General features: G+C 63.5%; 22 protein-coding genes and 1 pseudogene. 5 read left to right on the forward strand and 18 right to left on the reverse strand.

The annotated features are described in order from the left end of the window. Nucleotides 1–209 precede the first annotated feature (209 nt). From MMG94_RS22155 to MMG94_RS12535, 8 genes are all read right to left on the reverse strand, one after another. Nucleotides 210–815 carry a lytic transglycosylase domain-containing protein gene (locus MMG94_RS22155; RefSeq protein ID WP_425272269.1) on the reverse strand — a complete coding sequence of 202 codons (606 nt, stop codon included), beginning with the start codon at nt 813–815 and terminating at the stop codon, nt 210–212. Between the two features lie 242 nt (nt 816–1,057). Beyond that, a complete protein-coding gene (locus tag MMG94_RS12505; protein WP_016919719.1) occupies nt 1,058–1,558 on the reverse strand; it encodes a S26 family signal peptidase in 501 nt (166 codons plus the stop codon). Then, complete coding sequence (locus MMG94_RS12510) at nt 1,555–2,025, reverse strand: DUF2840 domain-containing protein (RefSeq protein WP_016919718.1); 471 nt, start codon at nt 2,023–2,025, stop codon at nt 1,555–1,557. Before MMG94_RS12510 ends, MMG94_RS12505 begins: the two co-directional genes overlap by 4 nt. A gap of 364 nt (nt 2,026–2,389) precedes the next feature. Beyond that, nucleotides 2,390–3,289, reverse strand: coding sequence for a replication initiator protein A (locus MMG94_RS12515; RefSeq protein WP_040579179.1), 900 nt, complete (start codon nt 3,287–3,289; stop codon nt 2,390–2,392). 19 nt (nt 3,290–3,308) lie between these two features. After that, nucleotides 3,309–3,593 carry a helix-turn-helix transcriptional regulator gene (locus tag MMG94_RS12520; protein WP_040579178.1) on the reverse strand — a complete coding sequence of 95 codons (285 nt, stop codon included), beginning with the start codon at nt 3,591–3,593 and terminating at the stop codon, nt 3,309–3,311. 156 nt (nt 3,594–3,749) lie between these two features. After that, a complete protein-coding gene (locus MMG94_RS12525; protein ID WP_081495639.1) occupies nt 3,750–4,139 on the reverse strand; it encodes a DUF2285 domain-containing protein in 390 nt (129 codons plus the stop codon). 154 nt (nt 4,140–4,293) lie between these two features. Next, nucleotides 4,294–4,533 (reverse strand): transcriptional regulator domain-containing protein, encoded by a 240-nt coding sequence (locus tag MMG94_RS12530; protein ID WP_081495638.1) that lies wholly within the window; start codon nt 4,531–4,533, stop codon nt 4,294–4,296. A gap of 134 nt (nt 4,534–4,667) precedes the next feature. Further along, nucleotides 4,668–4,934 carry a DNA -binding domain-containing protein gene (locus tag MMG94_RS12535; RefSeq protein ID WP_016919714.1) on the reverse strand — a complete coding sequence of 89 codons (267 nt, stop codon included), beginning with the start codon at nt 4,932–4,934 and terminating at the stop codon, nt 4,668–4,670. 152 nt (nt 4,935–5,086) lie between these two features. Here MMG94_RS12535 and MMG94_RS12540 point away from each other — a divergent pair, with 152 nt between their 5' ends. Beyond that, the gene (locus MMG94_RS12540; RefSeq protein ID WP_016919713.1) at nt 5,087–5,491 is read left to right on the forward strand and encodes a helix-turn-helix transcriptional regulator; all 405 of its coding nucleotides are present in this window, start codon (nt 5,087–5,089) and stop codon (nt 5,489–5,491) included. Between the two features lie 47 nt (nt 5,492–5,538). Here MMG94_RS12540 and MMG94_RS12545 read toward each other — a convergent pair whose 3' ends face one another. The 10 genes and pseudogenes from MMG94_RS12545 to MMG94_RS12590 all read right to left on the reverse strand — a co-directional run bounded on the left by MMG94_RS12545 (nt 5,539) and on the right by MMG94_RS12590 (nt 18,253). Continuing rightward, nucleotides 5,539–5,862 carry a DUF736 domain-containing protein gene (locus tag MMG94_RS12545; protein ID WP_016919712.1) on the reverse strand — a complete coding sequence of 108 codons (324 nt, stop codon included), beginning with the start codon at nt 5,860–5,862 and terminating at the stop codon, nt 5,539–5,541. A 555-nt stretch (nt 5,863–6,417) separates the two neighbouring features. Further along, nucleotides 6,418–6,873 carry a hypothetical protein gene (locus MMG94_RS12550; protein ID WP_016919711.1) on the reverse strand — a complete coding sequence of 152 codons (456 nt, stop codon included), beginning with the start codon at nt 6,871–6,873 and terminating at the stop codon, nt 6,418–6,420. Nucleotides 6,874–7,000: 127 nt separating this feature from the next. Further along, nucleotides 7,001–7,936, reverse strand: a complete 936-nt coding sequence (locus MMG94_RS12555; RefSeq protein ID WP_016919710.1) for a DUF2493 domain-containing protein — start codon at nt 7,934–7,936, stop codon at nt 7,001–7,003. A 300-nt stretch (nt 7,937–8,236) separates the two neighbouring features. Further along, the gene (locus tag MMG94_RS12560) at nt 8,237–9,307 is read right to left on the reverse strand and encodes a DUF7146 domain-containing protein (protein WP_016919708.1); all 1,071 of its coding nucleotides are present in this window, start codon (nt 9,305–9,307) and stop codon (nt 8,237–8,239) included. 70 nt (nt 9,308–9,377) lie between these two features. Next, nucleotides 9,378–11,531 carry a ParB/RepB/Spo0J family partition protein gene (locus MMG94_RS12565; protein ID WP_016919707.1) on the reverse strand — a complete coding sequence of 718 codons (2,154 nt, stop codon included), beginning with the start codon at nt 11,529–11,531 and terminating at the stop codon, nt 9,378–9,380. 175 nt (nt 11,532–11,706) lie between these two features. Next, nucleotides 11,707–12,306, reverse strand: a pseudogene (locus MMG94_RS12570) (hypothetical protein); the annotation flags it as partial. Nucleotides 12,307–12,392: 86 nt separating this feature from the next. Next, nucleotides 12,393–13,589 carry a hypothetical protein gene (locus tag MMG94_RS12575; protein ID WP_016919704.1) on the reverse strand — a complete coding sequence of 399 codons (1,197 nt, stop codon included), beginning with the start codon at nt 13,587–13,589 and terminating at the stop codon, nt 12,393–12,395. Between the two features lie 171 nt (nt 13,590–13,760). Continuing rightward, the gene (locus MMG94_RS12580) at nt 13,761–15,011 is read right to left on the reverse strand and encodes a DUF4427 domain-containing protein (RefSeq protein WP_016919703.1); all 1,251 of its coding nucleotides are present in this window, start codon (nt 15,009–15,011) and stop codon (nt 13,761–13,763) included. Between the two features lie 21 nt (nt 15,012–15,032). Continuing rightward, nucleotides 15,033–16,373: an AbiJ-related protein gene (locus MMG94_RS12585; RefSeq protein WP_016919702.1), complete on the reverse strand. Its 1,341-nt coding sequence runs from the start codon at nt 16,371–16,373 to the stop codon at nt 15,033–15,035. Then, on the reverse strand, nt 16,370–18,253 hold the full coding sequence (locus MMG94_RS12590) for a UvrD-helicase domain-containing protein (protein ID WP_016919701.1): 1,884 nt from the start codon (nt 18,251–18,253) through the stop codon (nt 16,370–16,372). Before MMG94_RS12590 ends, MMG94_RS12585 begins: the two co-directional genes overlap by 4 nt. Before the next feature lie 185 nt (nt 18,254–18,438). Here MMG94_RS12590 and tnpA point away from each other — a divergent pair, with 185 nt between their 5' ends. From tnpA to MMG94_RS12610, 4 genes are read left to right on the forward strand one after another with little or no spacing between them, the layout of a single operon-like run. Next, nucleotides 18,439–18,912: an IS66-like element accessory protein TnpA gene (tnpA, locus tag MMG94_RS12595; RefSeq protein WP_016922180.1), complete on the forward strand. Its 474-nt coding sequence runs from the start codon at nt 18,439–18,441 to the stop codon at nt 18,910–18,912. Then, a complete protein-coding gene (tnpB, locus tag MMG94_RS12600) occupies nt 18,912–19,265 on the forward strand; it encodes an IS66 family insertion sequence element accessory protein TnpB (protein WP_016922179.1) in 354 nt (117 codons plus the stop codon). Before tnpA ends, tnpB begins: the two co-directional genes overlap by 1 nt. Before the next feature lie 52 nt (nt 19,266–19,317). Beyond that, nucleotides 19,318–20,898, forward strand: coding sequence for an IS66 family transposase (gene tnpC / locus MMG94_RS12605; RefSeq protein WP_016922178.1), 1,581 nt, complete (start codon nt 19,318–19,320; stop codon nt 20,896–20,898). Next, the gene (locus tag MMG94_RS12610; RefSeq protein ID WP_016922177.1) at nt 20,864–21,553 is read left to right on the forward strand and encodes a UPF0149 family protein; all 690 of its coding nucleotides are present in this window, start codon (nt 20,864–20,866) and stop codon (nt 21,551–21,553) included. Before tnpC ends, MMG94_RS12610 begins: the two co-directional genes overlap by 35 nt. Nucleotides 21,554–21,572: the final 19 nt, after the last annotated feature.

The following is a 21,572-nucleotide window of genomic DNA, read 5'->3' on the forward strand; positions in this document are numbered from 1 at the left end:
GTTACAGTAACTTGCTACGAGCGAAAGGCTGTGCGTCGAAAACGCAGCCTGTATGAATGCATTGAAGCGCAACGACAAACCGACCGCGGGACAAAGCCGCAGGCTGTCCCTTTTATCTTGCGATAAGTCGGTCGCTGGCGCTCCTTCTGCAGCGCTCGCGCACAAAGGCGCGAGGACATGCGCTATTCTGCGAAAATGGGAGAGTTGGGTCATCGGGATGCTCCTGAAGGCTCGCGAACGGCGAAAAGGTCGGAGGCGCGCGAAAGAGCAGCAGGCGACGAAGCGTCGGGGCTGTTCGCCGTGTGCAAATCTGTTGCAAATAATTTGACGTCTATCCGCGCCGGAATGAGCGAGCGGCGTGTCAATCCTTCGGCTCCGAGAGCGGCATCGGCGCTGTGTCTCGGCGGCTGATCGTCGTGCTTTTCCTGTGCGGTGATCGCGACAAAGATTGAAGAGGAAGCGTTACCAGAGGAGGCGGAATAAGGGGCTGCGGAAACTCTGCCGAGTGAAAGTGCGGGCGCAATCCTTCGGACATAATCCGTAGTCTCAGTTGGCAAGGAGCGACCGCGAAGGTAGTCCTCATAGCGCCCCGGGCCGGCGTTATACGCCGCCAGAAAGCCGCTCTCGCCATATTGGTCGAGCAACTCGCGGAGGTAGGCGGCGCCGGCCTGAATATTGTCGTGCGGATCGAAAGCGTCGGCGCCGAGGCCGTAGCGCGTCCGCAACTCGGCGTAGGTCGCCGGCATGAGCTGCATGAGGCCGATCGCGCCTTTGCTGGAGATGGAATTGGCGTCGCCGCCGCTCTCGGCGCGCATCACGGCGCGCAGCCAATGGACTGGGAGATGGAAGCGATTGGACGCCTCCGTGAGAGCGCTGGTGATGGAGAGACGGCGCGAAAGTTGGCTCGATATCGTCTCGTGGTGCGCGGACTCAGCATATGCAGGAAACGCCCATAAGGCGCAGAACACAGCGAGCGCATTTGTTCGAGACCTCGCCGAACGCCGACCAATTGATGCGCGGGTGCAATTTGCATCCCAGCAGAGCGATGGGTCGATCATCACTCGGCCTCCGTCCAGATGGGCTGCGCGCGGCCGACAATGGAGTCGACTGGAAGCACCCCGAAATACCGCCCATCGAGCGAGGCGGGATGGTCCCAATTGAGCAGGAAGACTTCGCCGGGCCTGAGCTTGAAACATCCACTCCAGCGCGGCAGGTCGCGGCCCACGTGATCGCGCGCGTTGGCTTCGGCGACGGCGCTCCCATCGACAGAGATTGTGAGGTCAGTTCGGCAGACTTTCTGCCCGGGGAGCGCAGCCACTCGCTTGATGAGCAGTGCGCTTTTGGGCAGATATCCGCGCGCCGCGAGCCACTCGGCGAGCGGTTCGGGCGGCCGCGCGACGATGAGATCAGTGATGGCGAGGGCGCCAGCCGGACGGACGGCGTAGTAGCCGATGGGCGCGCTGGTGGAGGCGTTCCAGACCAGAAGCGGCGCATGGTTCCCGGCGAAAGTCGACGCGATTGCGCAGACAGCGACGAAGGCGAGAGCGAGCGTCCTCATGGGCGCCGCTCCAACCCAGCGCGCAGCAGCCAGGCGCGATGGCGATCACGCGAATAGGCGCGCGGCGGCAGACTGGCTGCGAGCCGGTTGTGGACGTGCCGCCAATGATCGGGACAGACTTCCTGCGGGAGAAAGCCGAGCGCTTCGACGGCGTCGATGGCGCGCAGGACGCGCTGGACTTTCTCCCATCCGACCGTCCGCAGCAGGATCTCGGCTCCGGGCTTTACGCCCGGAACGGTGGAGCGGGGCTCGCCGTCGTCGCAGGCGCGCAAGATATCGATCCGCGAGACGAGCGTTCCATGCGCATTCGACGCCCAGCGGATGAAGGCGAAGATGGCGCCCGGCGCGAATGTCGCGATGCGCCGCCGTCGATCGAGAGTGCGTTCAGCGATCGGCTTGCCGAAGCGCAGCCAGCGTTCGATCTTGCCTTTGACGAAATAGAGTTCGACTTCGGTCGGCTCGCTCATGACCGGCCTCCCTTCGAGCCATGGTCAAAGGGAGACGCGGGCTGAATTCTGTCTGCGAAGGCTCGTTGTCCCGAAGGGATGACGGCGTCGACGTCGGCCGGATGTTCGGCTCTGTACGCGTGGCGCGCGCGCCGAGCTGCGGGCGCGCCTTCTTCTCTTCCCGGCGGGCCTTTTGCTCGTCGGGCGGCGGTCGAGCGGCGGGCGCCCGCCGTTAGAAGGAATCCGAAGGATTCCGAAGTTAGTAAGTTACGAGCGCTGTGAACGCTTCGAGGCCAATGGCTTGGGCGCCATTTTGGTCCCCGATAGCACGAGGATTTGGTCCCCGATAGCACGATAGCTTCGGTCCCTGATAGCACGAGCCTATTCACAGCTTTTCCACAGCGGCGAGACGACGATCGAGGCGCTGAACGGCGCGCTCGAGCGGATCGGCAGTGAGCGGCGTGAAGATGAGAAGTTCGCGGTCGAACGGGCCTCGGCGAATGTCGAGGCGGTAATTGGGAATGGGCTGGCGCCGAACGATGTCGCGTAGATCGAATGCGAAATGTTTGAGCGGCGAGAGCGCGCCGGATTTGGCGTGAAGATGCGCGAAATCGAAAGTCCAGCCGCCCTGCTGATTGCCAGCGTGTTTGCGAACGAGGCGATACAGCCAGCGCTCCAGACCGCCCGTCAGCCCGAAATATGCCCGGTCGATTGTGAGAACCAAGGCTTCGTTGAGGACGCCTTCGTAGAACCAGTCCGGCACGATCAGTTCGACGCCGAGAGGCCGGCCGCTCGGATCAGCGGTCTCCTTCCACTCGTTGATCCAGGAGAAGCGCCGCCGGCGCCTTTCGGTCGTCTGACGGATCGATGTGACGACGCTCGTTGACTGCAGCCGGTCGAAGGCGGCGCGCAGGCGCTGATAGTCGCGCGCGCCCGTGGCGCGCCCAGTGAAAGTGAGAATCTCATAGGGCGTCGTCGCCATGAGGCGCGAGGTCTTGAGGCCTCTATCGCGCGCCTGGACGATTTGCGACGCCGCCCAGATCAACACGTCGGCGTCCCAGATGGTCGCCATGCCGTGTTCGGCGGACGCTTCGACCTTGATCGCGATCTGAGCCGTCCTGAAGTCGATCGGCGTCGTTCGCTTGGACTTGGCGAGGCTGAAGAAGGGATAGGCCATGAGGTCCTGCGCGTCGCGTGGCGCGAGCTCGCCGGGCAGCGCTCGAAAGAGTTCGAGTTGCTCACGCTCGTCGCCGCAGTTGCGTGCGTGTGGGTCTCGGGGCGTCATTCTCGTCGCTCCCGAAAGATCAGCCGCGCGGTTGAGCGGCGCGCTGCGCAAGGCCGTCGGCGTGCCGCCGCGCGGGGAGAACGGTTCCGACGCCGGGGTCGGAGGTCGACGCCTTGGCGCCGCGATCGGCCCAGGCCTGCAGGTCTTCGACTCGGTAGACGACCCGGCCGCCGAGCTTCGAGTAGCGCGGGCCCGTTCCGTAGGTGCGGTGCTTTTCGAGCGTGCGGCCGGAAAGGCCGAGAAATCGCGCGGCTTCGGGCGTGCGAAGGTAGCGCGGCGGCAGGGGCGCTGTTTGTGCGGACATGGATGAGCCTTTGCAGATCATGGCGCGCCGCCGGCTATCGGCGGCTTGGCTTGATCACCATGGCGGAGGGAAACGGGCGGGAGGGATGGCGAAGATGGGGACCACGAAAATCGCCACCCCCGACGACAGCATCCGAAGGAGCTTTGGCGACCGCCGCTACTTTTTGAGGAACTTGCGATAGCCGCCGCGCATCAGCGCGACGCCGCCGCGAACGAGACGTATCGTGGCGTCGCGAAGGGAGGCTGTTTTCCAGGGATCGGCGGCGACGCGGGCCTTGCCGAAGAGGCGCTCGGCAATCTGGCGGTAGGAAGCGCCGTCGAGATGGCCGTCGAGGGCGCGAAGGAGCGAGAAGGCGCGACGCGGATCGGGAGGATGTTCCGCGCGACGCGGCGGCTTGTCGCGCAGTAAGCGCCAGAATCTCAACGCGGCTTCGGCTCGTTGCGGCGCAAGTTCGTCGAGGAGGATCACTGCGGCGAGTGTTCCGTCGCCAGCCTGCCGTTCGGGGAGCCAAAGCTGGCATTGGTCGCGCCCGGATTGCAACAGCATGTGTTCGCCATCGTCACTTGTTCGGTGAGCGACTAATTTGGAATGAGTTCGCAACTGAGCAGCGGAAGGCGCGATCAAAGATGGCGCCGGCGGTTCCTCGTCGGAAGCGGTTGCAGTCGGCGACGCGACGAGGATGACGCTCGACGCGCGCAGCTCAGGCAGCCAGAATATCTCTGCTTCGTCTGCGCGCAGATTGGGATCCACCGCGAAATCGCAACCCCCAGCGCCGCGTCGAACCGGCGGCGCCGGCGTCGAGCGCAGCTCGAATGTCTGGGTTTGCGTAGTCGGCGCGATAATCCGCGTTGCGTCTGAGAAACTCCCAGGCGGCGCCCGAAGAACTTAAATCCTGCAAATAATCGTATGCTTTTGGCGAGCGCCAGTCCTGATCCGACATGGAAGTTCTCGCAATGAATGAATATTGCCTGCGAAGGTTGTGGAGAAACGTGTCAAGAATCGCGTCAGAATCCGACCGGAATGGGAAATCGACGGCGATGGAGTCGAATCGCGGATGTTTACTGAAGCCACGGTTCAGCTGCCTTTGAGCAAGTCTCGATAGCCGTGCTCGGTGAGCCATCTTGCTCGTTCGAGATGCGACCGATGCGCGCTTGCAGCGCGTTCGGGCTCTCGATCGGGATCAATGCCGAGCACAATCTGGCAGGCGTCTTCCCATGAAGCGCCTTCGGTCGCGGCATCCAACAGACGCAGATATGTCGGCGCGTGGGCGCGATCATAGTCTGTGACGGAAGGTTCGGTAGGAGCAAGATCGGCGACGGGCATGGGGTCGGGACGGCTCATGACGTCGCGTCTCCTAAGGTGGCCTGCCGCATCAACTGGCATTTAACGGGAATTTTCCCCGAATGGCTACAGGGGCGCAGCCTGCCGTCCCAACGCATTTTGTAGAGTATACTCCGTGGTGAAATACTCGACAAGGCGGCGTCATCTCGCAGATGAATTTGCGAGATGTGCTGGCGCTGAACCTCCGGAAATTGCGACGAGCCCGTGGCTGGTCGCAAGAGGAGCTCGCGCATCGAGCCGACACTGACCGAACCTACATCAGTGCGATCGAACGCCGACTCTATGCTGCGAGCATAGATGTGCTGGCGCGCCTTGCGGCGGCGCTGGAACTCGAAGCTGCTGAACTTCTAAGAGCGCCGATCGTTCGCAAGAGGGTCGTAAGCGAAGACGCGCACGATGGAAAGGCGCTTCAGGAAGTGCGCAAGGATCGGCCAGCTTCGGAAGGTGATATCAATGCGCGAGCCAAGAAGGCTCGCCGTCGGAACGAGTCCGCCGCAGAGGCGAAGCGCTCAGCAGGCCTCAAGAAAAGTAACAAGGCGAAACCCGAGCCTACTTGAGGCGGCAAAATTTGCCCCGCCCGATCGCTCGGGCGGGGCGCTGGCGATCACTCGCCGTTGGCCTTGCGGCCGCGCGACCAGATCAGGCTGTAGCCGTCGCCTTCCTCGTCGTCGAAGAGGTTGGCGTAGATCGGCGCGGTGAAGCTCGGATCGTCGAGCTTGAGGGAGAGATAGTCTCGGCCCTCGTTGGAGCGCTTCGGCCAGGCGGCGCCGATCTCGGCTCGGCCGACGAAGACGCGGTGGCTGGGGGCGTTGTCGTTGGCGCGGTTCGTTTCGGGGACGATGCGGACGCTGCGCGCCTGGACGCTGAGGGTGACGATTTCGCCCTGATACTCGTTGCCGGACTTTTTGAAGGAGCCGATGTTCGCCATGATAATCTCCTGTTGATCTCGTTTTCGAGCCCGCGACCACCGCGGCCTCGATGGCGCTTCGAGAGACGGAGGCGATCCGCCGACGCACCCGCAGGGCCGCAGCAAAGCGGAGGACGGCAGAGAAGCGGCTTTCTTGCCTCGCGAGGAATGACGCCGCAGGCGTCAGGGGAAGAAAGTTGCTGACCCGCTGTTGCGTCTCAGGCGATCGAGGCGCAGCCGTCCTTCGTCCAGATGAAGCCAAGAGAGAGGCCAGCGTTGGCGCCGGGCTGGATTGCGATCAATGCGGAGAGTTGGCGCGGAACATCGGTTGCAGCACAAGTCCTGCGAGCTACGAGGCGAAGGAAAAGAAAGCGTCGGCGGCGTTTGGGTGACGTGACCTCAGACCGAAACGACCATCGCGACGAGAGGAACCGCAGCGCGCTTCTTCATCGCAGCGGCGTCGGCGCCGCAGCCTCCGCGTCAAACGATGCCGCAGGTTCTCGTCTTCGGACGATGTGACGTTCAGCCGTCTGAACTCGGATGCGCGACGACAGGGAAAGATCTGTCCCGGCTAGCCTAGGCGCCAGAGGGGCAACGACGCCGTCCGTGGCGCATCATCTCGCGAGATCGGGAGGAGGCCGCCTGCAATCGCGCCCGCGCCGCTGCGGCGACTGCGAGCGCCCCAAGAAGCGCCATGGCGTCTCGCCAGAGCCCGCTTGCGCCGCCAAGGCCGGCGAAGGCGCCCGAAAGCTGATAGCCGGCGACGCCCGCGGGGATGGCGTAGATCAGCGTGATTGCGAGGCGGAGGGGCCAAGAGCGCGTCGCGGCGACGCCGATGCGGATAAGGGTCAGGACGCCGACGCCCGCGATCAGCGCCAGAGCGACGGCGCAGACGGTGCCGGCGCCAGCTCTGAACGCGGCGAATCCAATCGAGAGGGCCGCGAAGAAAGCGAGCGCGTCGACGGCGAGCGCATAAAGGAGCCAGCAGAAGAGCCCCAAGCCTGCGAAATTGAAAAAGATGGCGAACAACATCTTTGCTGCTCCATGGCGTGAGTCGAGGCGGCGCCCCCACCTCCGCCATGGCGCAACGCCCATCGTCTTCAGAGGAATATGGAAAATCCTTGGCGACGTCGCGTGGTCGATCGTCGGGTGGCGGCGGCTATGCGCCGCTGCTCTCGTATTTCCAGACCGGGATGCCGAGGACCCGCGCCTTGTCGGCCAGATTCGCGGAAATGCCGGAGCCCGGGAAGACGATGACGCCGATGGGGAGCGTTTCGAGCATCCGGTCGTTGCGCTTGAAGGGCGCCGCCTTGGCGTGACGCGCCCAGTCGGGCTTGAAGGCGATCTGCGTCACCTTTCGATTGTCGGCCCAACAGGAAGCGATGCGTTCGGCCCCCTTGGGCGAACCGCCATGGAGCAGCACCATGCCCGGATGCTTCGCCAGCGCCTTGTCGAGCCTATCCCAGATCGCGCGATGATCGTTGAAGTCGAGCCCGCCGGTGAAGGCGATCCGTGGGCCGGCGGGTAGAAGAAGCTCATTGTCGGCGCGGCGCTTGGCGGCGAGAAAGTCACGGCTGTCGATCAGCGACGCCGTCAGCGAACGATGATTGACCTTGGAGCCGGTGCGGGGGCGCCAGGACGAGCCGGTGTGCGTTTCGAAGGCCTCGGCGGCCTGGTCGCGGAAGTGCTCCATGCTGTCCCGGCGCTCGATAAGGGTCTGCCCCTCGCAGATCAGCCGCTCGAGCTCGACCGAGCGGATTTCAGAACCGTCTTGCTCCTTCTGGCTGCACTTTTGTGTCTGTTCATTGTCGTCGAGCTCGCGCTCGATGCGGGCGATCGCGCGGTGGAAGAGATTGACCGTCGACCACAGCAGGTCTTCGAGATCGGGTTCGAGCCGAGTGTCGCTCAGGGTCGCGACAAGGGCGTCGAAAATGTCGGCGACAGCGCCGGCGATGGCGCGAGGCTCGGGCAGCGGCCGGGGATCGGGTTCGTCGTGAAAGGGACGGTAGCCATAGAGTTGGAGTTCGGTGAGAACCCGGTCGGTTGGCGAGGCGGCTTGCGGGGTCTCGAAGTCTCGATCGTGCTCGGTCGTCATTGGCGTTCTCCTTCGCCCGTTGGGCCGCGACCCTCGCGGCCTTCGTGGCGACAAAGGGCGGCGGACGGGATCGGCTGGCACCGGGAGCGGAGCGACCGGCCGAAGCGCAGCGGAGGATGGCGAAGCGCCGGCTATTTTGTTTCGCGCTGTAAAGCGCCCGCAGGGCGCGACGGAAAATAGCCGGCCGCAGCCATTGCCTGGCGGGCGCGTGCGACGCAAAGGTCGCCCTCTCAGAAGGCCGGGACTGCGGCCCGATCTCTCGAAGGGAAGCTGATTGATGACGATCGCAGGGGCGAACAGTCAGCCGCGAGAACGTTCGCTCCCCAGAGTGTTATCGAATTTGAGGAACCGGGCGACGTCCTGTGGCGCGAGCTGAGTCCGGATCGTCGCCCGCAAGGCCTCTCCACCAATGTGGCGCAGATCGTCATTGAAATCGGCAAGCTGGGGAACAAGGGTGATCGCGTCGATCCCGTCGGCTATCGCTCGCTCGGTCAGCTGCGCCGTCGCCTTCCTGCCGGCGGCGTCGTTGTCTTGCAGGACGTAAAGACGGCGAAGCGCTGACGGCAGCAGCAACGCGGCGAGGTGCGCGGCCGATAGCGCGGCGATCATCGGCATGCTTGGCAGAAGAGATCGCGCGGAGAGCACGGTCTCGATGCCTTCGCCCGCCGCCATGACGTCGAGCGACGCGCCAAAGCGCACGCCCTTGCCGCAGATGTCCCCCATTGCCCGTCGCGGATTGGCGATCGGCGCCTTGTCGCGTCCAGACGGATCGAGCCAAGTGCGATGCGCGCCGGTGACTTTGCCGTCGAAATCGGTGACGACGGCGATCATGGCGGGCCAGGTTTCGACAGCGGACGATTTATCTGGCCGATAGTAGCAGCGAGGATGAGAGCGCAGGCTGTCGAGATTTCGTAGGCCTGCTATGCCCCGATGCCGCAAATATCGCTCGACCAAACTGCCCTCGATCGGTTGCGACATGTGAAGGAGCCGTCGCGCCGAGTCTATGGAACGCGTCACCGTAGGCGCTTCCGATCGCCGGCGTTCGATCGAGGGATCATCCTTCGGCAGACTGAGAAAGCTGCGCGCCTCAAGAAGTGCCTCCGCGAAGTCAGCGCATCGGGCGCTTCCGCGGATGACGTCGAGAAGATCGCCATGTTCGCCCGTGGCGGCGTCGGTCCATTTGCCGGCGGCGCCCTTGCCGCTCTCCGGTCCGGTCAGGCGGACGAAGAGGCTACGGCCGGGCGTATTGCGCACGTCGCCGACAAGCCAATAACGGCCCTCGCGGCGGCCATTCGACAGATAGCGGCGGCAGACCGCCTCGGCGTCCTGCGCGAGGCGGCGCGCGAGCTCGGAGGCGACTGAACTGGGCACGGCTCCACCCTCCAAAAGAAAAGGGGCCCGCCATTACTGGCGAGCCCCACGCTGTCGGCCTCGGGGAGGTCTATTCGGCGGCGACGCCCTGGGGCTCGTCGACCGACGCCTCATCAGCATCGTCCTCGGATGCGGTTTCGTCGATGGCCGCTTCGCTCTCGATCGCCGCCGATTCTTCGACCGGGATGGCGTCCTCCTCTACGGTCTGCTCGGGGACCGTTCCTTCGGAGGCATGCGAATGCCGGGCGCATCCGGGCGTGCGAAGCGGCTCGGGCAGCCAGTTCGCGCCGGAAAGGAGCCGTTCGGCCTCCTGGACCATGTCGCTTTTCTTCAATCCTTCGATGCGCCGGGCGATGTCCGCGCCCTTCGCTTGGCTTACCGCCTGGACGATCCGCGCCTTGGTCACGCGGCCGAGAAAATTATCGGCGGTTGGCCTCCAGCTCGTCGCCGCGATGTCGAGGGACAGTGACGCAGCGAGACGATCAGCATGGGCGATGGCGCGCGGGCGCCGGCTCCAGGGCTCATGCACGGCGTTGACCGTCAAGGAGATGCAATGCGCGAAGAGACGCTGGCGCGCTTCCACGTCGAAGGTCGTGAGAACATCCCAGAGGTCTTGCGGCTCCGCCGGGAGCTGCTGCGACCAGTCGAGATTACGGGCGTCGACCTTGGCCGCGAGCGGCGTGTCGGAGAGACCCGGCGCCTGTACCCCGAAGGAAACAGTCTTGGCTTCCATCTCCAGACAGGTGTCCGAGCCGTAGCGGTAGAAGAGGCGCAGGCAGATGGCGTGCAGGGCGGCGAGGAAGGCCATGTCCGGATCATTGCCGAGCGCCTCGCGCAGCGCCAGCGTGCGATAGGCGGTGAGTTCGGTCAGCAATTTGTCAGGGAGGGGACGAAGGCCCTCGTCTTCCTCGTCATCCGTCACGCCAGATCGGACCATATCGTCCCTATCCGGCGCCGCGCCCTGAGCGAGGGCCGCTGCGCTCAAATGTGCGCCACCGACGTCTTCCGTCTCGCTTTCGCCGGTCAGCGCTTCGGGCCCCTCGATCGGCGCTTCATCTTCGGGGCGGACATAGCCACGCTCGATCCGTAATTGTCCCGAGCCGTCGATGCTGACGAAGACGCCGCCGCGGGCGATGTCCTCCGGCGCGTAAATGACCGGACGATCTTCCATCGCTTCGAGCGCGGTCTCGATCTCGGCAAGGCGCGCATCGATGTCTTCGGGAATTTCGTCGGCGTCCGAATAGGCGGCTTCGAGCTGTTCGGCTTCGAGGCGGAGCGACTCACGCGTCGCGGCTTCCTCTTCACTCAGAGGCTGGCGTTCGCCCTGAATATGGCGGAGCCCGTAGGTGTGGCCATAGGGGAAGTCGATCGCCGTCTCGACCCATTTCCAGCCCTCCGCCCGAATGGGCTGGGCGTCGCGGGCCAGCTTCTCCGCGACGAGCCGCTCGAGAAGGGGGACGTCCTGCAGCCAGCCGCCGTCGTCGCTCTGGAAGAGGTCCCGCATGATAGGACCGCCGGCGGCGAGATAATCTTCGCCGACATATTGCGCCCGCTTGTCCGATGCCCGGACCGCGCCCTCGGTGAGAAGCCGGCGGATCTGATAGGCCTCCTTGTTGTACGAACGCTGGATCGCCTCCCAGACCTGTTCCTGGCGCTCATGGTCGGGATTGACGGTGAAGGCCATCAGCTGGTCGAGCGTCATGCCGTCCTCGGCATAGACCTCGAGAAGCGCCGGGGACACGGAGGCGAGCCGCAGGCGCTGTTTGACGACGGCGACGCTGACGAAGAAGGTGGCGGCGATCTCCTCTTCGCTCTGACCCTTTTCGCGAAGGGTCAGGAAGGCGCGGAACTGATCCAGCGGATGGAGAGGCGCGCGCTGGACGTTCTCGGCGAGGCTGTCCTCCTCGGCCGTTCCCTCCAATCGCACCACGCAGGGGATAGGGGCGTTGCGCGGCAGGCGCTTCTGCTTCACCAAGAGCTCCAGCGCGCGGTAACGGCGCCCGCCGGCGGGGATTTCGAACATGCCGGTCTCCGCGCCGCCTTCGTCGAGCACCGGCCGCACGGTGATGCTCTGCAGAAGCGTGCGACGCGCGATGTCTTCCGCGAGCTCCTCGAGCGAGACACCCGCCTTGATGCGACGGACATTGGCCTGAGACAGGACGAGCTTGTTGAAGGGTATATCGCGCGAGGCGCTGAGCTGGATTTTCTGAACCGACCTGGTCATGGCGATCAACTCCGCGACGGGCGGCTGGGAGCATCTCTCTCTGCCTCGAACCCGTCACGAAGCGCAGCGCCGCCCTCTGACTTTGAGGGCGACGCGGGAAATCATCGAGGCCAATTCGAATGCGGCAACGGCCATCTGCTGAACATCAGTCCCCATTGCGCCAGCGGGCCAGAACCTACGCCGCGCGCTCGAAGAGCTTCTTTGCGCGCGCCTCGAGATCGAGCCTTGCGTCCTGATGCGTCTTGTTCCGCGCAATCGCTGTGATTCCCTGCACGAAGTCGAAGACGCTTTCGGGCTTGCGCCCTTCCTCGGCCAGCACGGTGTCGATGATCTTCGCGGTCTCAGCTTTCGAAAAACCGCGCTTGCGTAGGAAATCAGTGCGATTGTCGTCGTTGCGCGCGACGATCCGTTCTCTCGCGGCCTTGACGCCGTTGATGAAGGGCAGGGGCGACGAATTGGCGAAGCGCGTCAACGCCGGCGCCGCCTCATGCGCAAACCGGGAAGCTGCGTATTTGGAATGGCGGATCGTGATCTCTTCGAAATCCTCGACGCCCCAGAGATTGCGGTTCTGACAGACGGCGCGCAGATAAAAGCTCGCAATGCCGAGCGTCTTGGCGCCGACCTCGGAATTCCAGCAGTAGAAGCCTCGAAAGAAGAGGTCGGGCGAGCCGTCCGGCAATTTTCCGGCTTCGATCGGATTGAGATCGTCGACGAGAAACAAGAACACGTCGCGATCCGAGGTGTAGAGCGTCGTCGTGTCTTGCGTGACGTCAATATTGGCGCCGCAGAACCGGCGATCAGGAGAAACGGAAAGGCACGAAGCCGGAAACACGCGGTTCCGTATCTCCGGCTTTCCGGGTATCAGGCCGCCCGGTCGAGCAGCTTCTTCGCCCGCGCCTCCAGGTCGAGCCGCGCGTCCTGCTGGGTCTTGTCTCGCGCGACAGCGGTGATGCCCTGGACGAAATCGAAGACGCTCTCGGGCTTGCGGCCCTCCTCGGTGAGGACGGTCTCGATGATCTTGGCCGTCTCGGTCTTGGAGAAGCCGCGCTTGCGCAGGAAGTCGCTGCGGTCCTCGTCCGAACGCGCGACGATCTTCTCCCGCGCCGCTTTGATGCCGTTGACGAAGGGCAGCGGCGAGGAGTTCGCGAAACGGGTTAGCGCCGGCGCTGCCTCATGCGCGAAGCGGGAAGCGGCGTATTTCGAGTGGCGGATGGTGATCTCCTCGAAATCCTCGACGCCCCAGAGATTGCGGTTCTGGCAGACTGCGCGGAGATAGAAGCTCGCCATCCCGAGTGTCTTCGCGCCCACCTCGGAATTCCAGCAGTAGAAGCCGCGGAAGTAGAGGTCGGGTGAACCGTCGGGCAGCTTGCCGGCCTCGATCGGGTTGAGGTCGTCAACCAGGAAGAGGAAGACGTCGCGGTCAGACGCATAGAGCGTCGTCGTGTCCTGGGTGATGTCTACGCGCGGATTGTAGACACCCGTCGACCAGTCGAGCACGCCCGGAACTTTCCAGCGCGTGTCGCCGGTGCCGTTGCCTGCGATGCGCTGGACGGCCGCGACCAGTTCATGATCGAAGATGCGGCCATAGTCGGGCCCGGTGACGGCGCGCAGTTCGACCCGTCCGTCTTCGATCTCCAGCGTCTTCACCTGCTCTGTGCGATGGGCGGTCAGCCCGTATTGAAGATTGATGCCAGCGAGCGGAGCGGGAAGCTGTCGCAGATAGGCCGCCGGTGCGCCGACCAGGCCGGCAAGTTGGCCGAAGCTCCAGTGGGTTGGAGCGATTGGCATATCGGAGCCGGGCATCATCAGCGCCAGGCGCTCGGCGTCGTCGCGGCTGGCCTCCACTCGGATCGCCGCGCTTTCGACGGTGCGGGTCCGACTGCGTTCAGTCCGACCGCGCACGGTCGCGAACAGCTCCGACAGGGACAGATAACGCTCGTCCGCTGGCCGTGAGAACCACTCTGAGGAAACGCGGCCGACACGCTGGCCGCGGCTTACGTCCACCTTATAGCCGCCGACATGTTCGCGAGCGGCGTCCAGAATATCTACCTGGGTCATGGGTCATCTCCATGACGGGCGCCGGAAGTCTCTCTCCCAGCCCTCAACCCGTCACGGAAATCCAGTCCATGCTCTCACTCTAAGGGGCGTTGCGGGGTGTCCCCGCAGAAGGGGGCGACCGAGACCTTGGCTCGGTCGTTGGGGAAGGCTTTCCCCCAAAATCCGTAGAGTTCAATAATCGTCTTCGTCATCGCTATAATTATAGAATTTGCGGTCATCCAGCTCGTCGCCATTGTAGAAAGGGACGCCATCGGGATCATCGTCTGGAATGACCGACAGATAGGTCGCATGGACGTCGAACCGCGCCTTCAGCCGTCGCGCGAGCTCGCGGGTCATATCTTCCCGCTGGGCAAGACTTCGCATGTCGGAGAACTCATACAATTCGGCGATGTATTTACCCATCTTGGTCACTCTGACATGCTCGCATCTCAATAACGCGCGTGTCAGTTCATGCCCATTATCGGTGATCCACAGCCAACAACCGCCAAATTCACCAGCCTGAGGCGCGTCGGCGTCGGCTTCGACGCTCTTCACTAGCTTTCGGAACTGTTCCGATAACGCCTCTGCGCGTGGCTTCTTGATGGCGAAATAAGGAGCGAGGTCGATCCGGGCCGCATCAATTGCATCCTGAAGCGCCTGCCTGTCCCGAAGATCGGCAACATTCGCGACTGAGTCCAAGGCGAGGACGAAATCATAGCGATTCTCGTCGATATCACCACGATCAACTTTGGTGAGAATATCGTAGATCAACTGCTCGGCTTGAGTGGTTGTCTTGACGATGGCGCCAATCCCGTGGAGCTGCTCGTGATCCAGCTCCAGCCCGTAGAGATTCTCGATGTCGGGGGGAAGGTCGTTTGGGTTCGCTTCGGGAGCGTCCCGCAACGGCCAGCGCCACTCGCGCTCGTGTGTCCAATCGATAGGCCGTGCGCTAGCCGGATTGTAGGTCACATACCGGTATTGTTCGTGCGCGGGTAGCTGCTCGGGGGCGATAATCCGGGCACCCGAAGGTTCGTCGGTGACCGAGATATCTCCACTCAGGCCGTAGATCACCGGCCGCGCGCCAAGTTGGAACATCGCAGCCTTTGGCAGAACGAGGCCGTAGGGACTCATTGCTTGGCCCGCGGCCGCGCGTGCAATTCCAGCCTCAACAAACGCCGCAATCGGCATTTCCGTAAAGCAAACTGCTGGATCCGGACCGTAAACCGTGCGTCGGCCACTTCGAACGGACCACGTCGCCCAAATTCGGCCCTGACGCACGACATTTCGCATGAGGAAGAATGGAGAAAGAGGCTCGTCGAAGTTCTCGATCGAGGCAAAGCTCCAATGTTCCGGAAGCGTCGGAGTGTTCGGATTCTGCGTGTCCACGGCGCGAAAGAAATGAATCAGCCGGTCTGACAGATCATAGCGGGCATTGTTGTTCATTCAGGACTCATCCTCGCTGCGTCACGTCGATGGCGCGGACTTGTGGAGCGCCCAGAGACGTTTGAAAAAGTTTTCGATTACGAGAGGGGCACCAGCTCCGACCAACTCATTCGAACCGAAGCGATAGATTTCATAGCCTGCTAGTCGCAAATCCCGGTCTGCCGTAACCATCTCCGCGTAGGCACTTAGCGAGGGTTCACCGTCGCGGCTGAAATGCTGTGCTCCGTCGACCTCGATGACGACGCGTTGGTTATTCGGCAGCAGCAGAAGGAAATCCATGCGCTGACGGGGCAACCCCTGGCGGTGGCGCAGGAGCTTCACCACGGCTGGATCATAATGAAGATAGACCTGCGGGATAATGGCCGGGAGCGCATCGGCGAGCTTCGGCCGATAGAGTTTGAAGTATGTATCGAACAGATTGCGTTCGGCGTCGGAGGCGAGGGATGCACGCAGGCGAAGGCCGAGTGCGCGGGCCGCATCGTCAGCGCCGACGCCCTGTATGCTGCGCCACCACTCGACCAGCTCGCTCCACAACAGCCCATCGCGCCTTATAGGGCGATCGTAAACGAGACAGCTCGATGCGTTTGATAGAATGACGATATCGTTGTTGATCGCGTCGCTGAAGCCAATCTCCGGCTTGGGGCCGTTGGATGCGAAGATGAGATTCTTGGGGGAGCCGGTCGGGCCACGGCCTAATGGCTGAAGCTGATAGATAGGATAGCCAGACTCTTCGTTGACAATGCTCAGGACGTACCCATCGCGCCGCAGCACTCGGTTGAGCGCTTCGACCAACTCGATTTGATGGCGTCCTCGGCGGCCGAGAGGATGCAGGGCCGCTTCGAGCAGACGGCCGAAGCGATCGCGCGAGCACTTCAAGGCGCCGATCTGCTCAAACAGAAATTCGGCATCCCAATCGCCAGGATTTCGGACCATGTGTTGTTCGATGTCGTGCGCTAGACTTCGGCCCGAGAAGAACTCAGCCGCGACGTTCTGAATCGGGAAAAGCCTGCCGATAAGCGCGACTACGTCCTGTTCGCCGCACAAATCGTCTCCGAAACATTTGGCGACATCGCGCCGGGTAATCTCCGTGATCGGAGCCGTGCCTTCCTCCAGCAGGGCAAGACCGACTTCTTCCAAGGCGTAGTCGCCAAGGTGGACACCCATGCGGCGGGCGACCTCCGCGAGCTCTCGCGCGCTCTTGCCCGCGAGCGCCTCCCGGGCCCGGTCGCGCTTGCTTACGCCTTCCTCGTAGGGTGGAATGGCAAGGCCGACGCTGAGGCCAAGAGAAGGCATCTGAGCATTGGTCGCGCGCTGCTGAATGATCGCAGCAAGGCGGTCGGCGAGGTCTGCCGGCCCGCTCATATCGCGATCTCCCGCACACCGGCGTCCGTTAGAAGCTGAAACAGCTCGGCGACGCGCTGCCGCTGTCCGCGTTCGCGACAGAATGCGAAGATTGCGCGCTGCTTCGCGCGGGAGAGCGCCACGAAGAATGTGGCGAGGCCCTCTGGGTTTCCGGGCCTGTGCGCCCACCATGCCTGATCGTCGAGGCCAACAAAGACGATCGTGTCGTACTCAAGGCCCTTGCTCTTGTGGACCGTCATCAATGGAATCTGACCAACGCCTTCAAAGACGTCGAGCGCGACTGACCATGTCTGCGCTCCGTTCGCCGAGGCGGCGAGGTGGAGCCTGAATGCATCCGCCATGATGGCGAGAAGGTCGCCAGTCGAATATTCGTTATATGTCCGCGCGACAGCGGCTAGATTCAAGAATGCGTAGATCCGATCGGCGAACGCCTGCGCGCTGGCCACAGACGGTGGCGTGTTCGCCATGTCGGCGCGCAGCGCCGCAACGAATATTGTTAGCTCGTCCTCAGTGCGAGCTTCCCCGTTGTCGTCGCCTTCTGCGATGGCGCGGATTTCGAGCAAGGCCGCGGAGGGGAGTTGCCAGGCAGCCGCAGCGCGCCTAGTTGATCCCAGGCGGAGGAGCGCCACAGCGAGCTTCGAAAATGTGTCGGTCAAAAGATCCTGCAACGTCGTGCGACCGAGCGCGTGGCTCTCGTTGCGAAGTCGCAAGCCGGCCCTTGCGAACGGTTCGGCGAGATCGGCCTCGAAGTCGTCAGACTTCTGCTTGACGAGAATGGCGTAGTCCCGAGGTGCGCGACCGCGAGCGACCATATCGTTCGCGAGCCATCGGCCGAGGTGGTCGGCCTCACGGGCCTTGGTGGGGCTATTCCAGACCTGGGCGACGTCGCCATCGACTAGCCGCGCGGCTTGAGCGACGGTAGCAGCAGCATTCGGATCTAGGGCTCGGGCGACCACGCGCTGAATGCGCACGAGATCGGGCGAGGATCTGAAATTAAAGAGGAGCGGGATGCGCACTGCTGCGAAGTCAGCTTCAAAACGCTCAAAAGCATCCGCTCGCGCGCCCGCCCACGTCATAATCCGTTGTTTGTCGTCGCCCACCGCGGTGATGGCGACGTCGGCGCCCTGGAATGCCGAAAGCAGGAAGTCGTACTGCGCGTAGGTCGTGTCCTGAAACTCGTCGACGAAGACAAAGGGGTATGTGAGCTGCAGCGCCCGTCGAATATGGGGGCTGGCACGCAGCAGAAGCTCCGCAAGCCGATTGAGGCTGACGAACGTTATGCTCGACCGAGGTTGGGTGCCGAGCTGGCTCGACCACCATCGCTGGATGGTCAGTTCGGTTCCGGATTGTGCTGGTGCGCGCACGAATGGAAGCCGATATGCCCCGACGTAGTGAGACTCGAAATCACCTGCACTAAGAGCGGCAACCTCCGCTTTCTGTGGGTTGGGAGCCGCAAAAAGCGCATCTTGAAGGAAGCCTGTTACCTGGCGAAAGTTGGGAAAAGCTATTTCATACGGCCGGCTAGGCCGCCAGTCGGTTGGTATCGCGGTCAGAAACCGATCGACCAGGCTCTTTGTGAAGGCGTCGAAGGTCAATGAAGTGAAGCGGTGCGAAAGCTCTGGTGAGCAACGCTTGCGCACCCGTGCAGCCAGGTTGTCGGCGGCGTCGCTTTTGAACGAGATCGCGAGGATGCGGAAAGGCGCAGGGCAGAGGCCGGTCTCAAGCAGGAACGCGGCGCGTTGGGCGAGGAACTCAGTTTTCCCGGCGCCAGGTCCCGCAACAACGCAGGCGGAGCCGTGCTGACGCAATGCCCGCCACGCATCAGGTTCAAGGTCTTCGATGTCCCGTGGGCGCCAGTCTTCTGGCCGGACGAGCGCCATGGTCAGGCCGCCGGGGGGTGGTTTTGGTTCTGTTGCGGTGGAGGTGGCGGCGGCGCAAGGCGCGTCGAGATCGAGGTCAAAAGGGCGCGTAATTCTTCCGGCGCTCCGTATGCGTGATCTGACGACCGCCTACCGGAACGCATATGGAGTTGGTTAGGTGTCCACCATCGAACAGGTGGACACCAATGTCGGCGGCGAAGGATGGCGTCAAGCGGCGCACGTGGAGCCTTGAGGAGCGGCAGCGGATCGTTGCGGAGGCGTTGGCGCCTGGCGCGTCCGTAGCGGCTGTCGCGCGACGGCACGGATTGAACGCCAATCTGGTTTTCAAGTGGCTGCGGCGTTCGCGCGAAGGCTGGCTGGATCGCCGGCGGGGGCCGGCGAAAGAGACAGCGCCCGCGAAAATGTCGCCGGAGCTAGCCGCACAGACTTTCGTTCCCGTCGAGCTGCTGGAGTTGAAGCCGGCTCCGATGAGCCCGGCTCTGCCGCCGTCGTCGGCGCCGGTGGCGAAGATTGCCGCCACGCCGGCGCGGGTGTCGCGCAAGAACGTGCGGCGCGGCGCCATGGAAGTCAGCCTGCCGAATGGCGCGCGCTTGTCGCTCGACGCAGATGTGGACACTGAGGCTCTGCGCCGCGTGTTGTCGGCGCTGGGTGACCTTTGATGCTTCAGTTCGCGCCGGGGGTGAAGGTCTATCTGGCGTTGAAGCCCGTCGACATGCGGCGCGGTTTCGACGGACTCGCCGCCGACGTGGCGCAGGTGCTTCGCAACGATCCCTTCTCCGGCGCGGCTTTCGTGTTCCGGAGCAAGCGCGGCGATTACGTGAAGATCTTGACCTGGGACGGGTCGGGCCTGTGTCTTTTCGCCAAGCGGCTGGAGAAGGGAAAGTTCGTCTGGCCGCCGATCGTCGAGGGCGCGTTGCAATTGACGGCGGCGCAACTGGCCTTGCTGATCGAGGGGATCGACTGGCGGCGGACGGTTGCGCCAGAAGCGCCGGAACGCCCGGTCTTCCTTTAGAATCCATGCATTCTCGAGCTGCGCCGACGCGTGTCTTGTGGTAGACAAAACCATGTCGCGCGCCGCTGCCGATTTGCCCGAAGACCCCACCGAACTGCGACGGTTCGCCGAGGCGCTCGCCGCGGAAGTTCACGCCAAGACCCTGCTGATCGAGAAGCTGAAAATGCAGCTCGCCGTTTTGCGGCGCGCGCGTTTCGGGCGTTCGTCGGAAAAGCTCGACCGCGATATCGAACAGCTCGAACTCTTGATCGGCGACATGGAGGAGAGCGACGCCGGGCGCGTGGCGCGAAGCGAAGCGACCACAAACGGCGCTTCGTCATCGACCCCGAAGAAGCCGTCCGTTCGTGCGCCTCTGCCCGACCATCTCCCGCTAGAGACGGTCGTGCACGACGCGCCCTGCGTCTGCCCGACCTGCGGCGGGAGCAAATTCGGACGGGTCGGCGTCGACGAGCGCGAGATGCTGGAATATGTCGCCTCGCACTTCAAGCGCGTGGCGCATGTGCGGCCGAAGATGAGCTGCCGCGCCTGCGAGACGATCGTTCAGGCGCCCATGCCGACGCTGCCGATCGAGAAGGGACGGCCGGGGCCGGCGCTGCTGGCTCATGTCATCGTCGCCAAATATTGCGATCACCTTCCGTTGCATCGCCAGTCCGGCATTTACGCACGCGAAGGCGTGACGATCGACCGCTCGGTCATGGCCGGCTGGGTCGGCCATATGGCGGCGCTGCTGGAGCCGCTGGCCGAGTGCATCGCGCGTCACGTGCGCGGCGGTCCCGCCGTTCATGCTGACGATACGACGGTGCCCGTGCTCGATCCGGGACGCGGCAGAACGAAGACTGGCCGATTATGGACGGCGGTGCGCGATGAAAGGCCCTATGGGTCGACGGCGCCGCCGGCCGCCTTCTACCTCTACTCGCCGGACCGCACGTCCGAGCACGCCCATGCCTTGCTGAAGGGCTGTCGCGGCCATCTCCATGCCGATGGCTACACGGGCTTCGGCGGCCTTTACGAGGCCGATCCGAAAACCGGCGCGCCGGCGCCGCTGAAGGAGGTCGCCTGCTGGGCGCATGCGAGGCGCAAGCTCTACGACGTGCATATCGAAACGAAATCGCCGGCGGCGGCCGAAGCGCTCGACATCATCGCGCGGCTCTTCGTCATCGAGGCCGGCGTCAAAGGCAAGCCGCCGGCCGAGCGCGTCGCCGCGCGCCGGGAACGATCGGCTCCCGTCCTTGCCGAACTCCGCGCCTTCCTTGACGCGACGCTGGCCAAAATCAGCGGCAAGAGCGACTTCGCCAAGGCCATCCGTTATGCGACCTCGCGCTGGATGGCCTTGATCCGCTACGTCGACGACGGACGTCTCGAGATGACGAACAACGCTGCCGAACGTGCCGTCAGGCCCCTGACATTGGGCAGAAAAAACTACCTCTTTGCCGGCTCCGACGAGGGCGGGCGAAGGGCGGCGATCATGTATACGCTGATCGAAACCGCGCGCTTCAACGACGTCGATCCGGAAGCCTGGCTCGCCGACGTCATCGCTCGCATCGCCGATCACCCGATCAACCGGATCGATGATCTCCTTCCCTGGAAATGGAAGCCTCATGCGGAAGCCGCCGCGCCATCTCGGGCAGCTTAAAAGCGCTCTCCTCGACATGGGCGAGGAGGCCATGCTGCTGGAAGAACTCGATGGGCTCGTCGCCGGCGTGCTCGTTTGTCCGGAGATGATCCCGCCGAGCGAATGGCTGCCGGTCGTCTGGGGGCAGACGGACGAGGAGGCGGCGCCCGCCTTCGACTCGATGGCTCACCTGAACGAAGTGCTGGCGCTCGTCATGGCGCACTACAATGATCTCGCGAAACGGCTTTTCGAGAGGCCCGGGACCTATGCGCCTTACTTCGCCATCGATGATCGCAACGGCGATGTGCTTTGGGAGTTGTGGATCGAAGGCTTCGAAAAGGCGGTGAAGCTTCGCCCCGCTGCATGGCGACCGTTGCTCGATGCGGACTTGGATACCGCCAAAGCCATGTCGGGCTTGCTGACGCTCGCCGATATCGCTCGAGGCGACGCGCGCTTCTCCAAGCTCGAGCATGACGCCCTCGCATCAACCGCGACGGAACTGATCGGCCCGTTCGTCTTGGCCCTCAATAAATGGCGTCTCGAAAGCCATGATCTCGGCGACATGACGCCAGTATCGTCGCCGCTCACATCCACTTCGTTCGGCAAAGTCGGTCGCAACGATCCCTGTCCATGCGGATCAGGCAAAAAATACAAGAAATGCTGCGGCCTCAACTGATCCGCGGTCGTCGCATCAC

Origin of the sequence: Methylocystis parvus OBBP, assembly GCF_027571405.1 — a bacterium.
Lineage (GTDB): Bacteria > Pseudomonadota > Alphaproteobacteria > Rhizobiales > Beijerinckiaceae > Methylocystis > Methylocystis parva.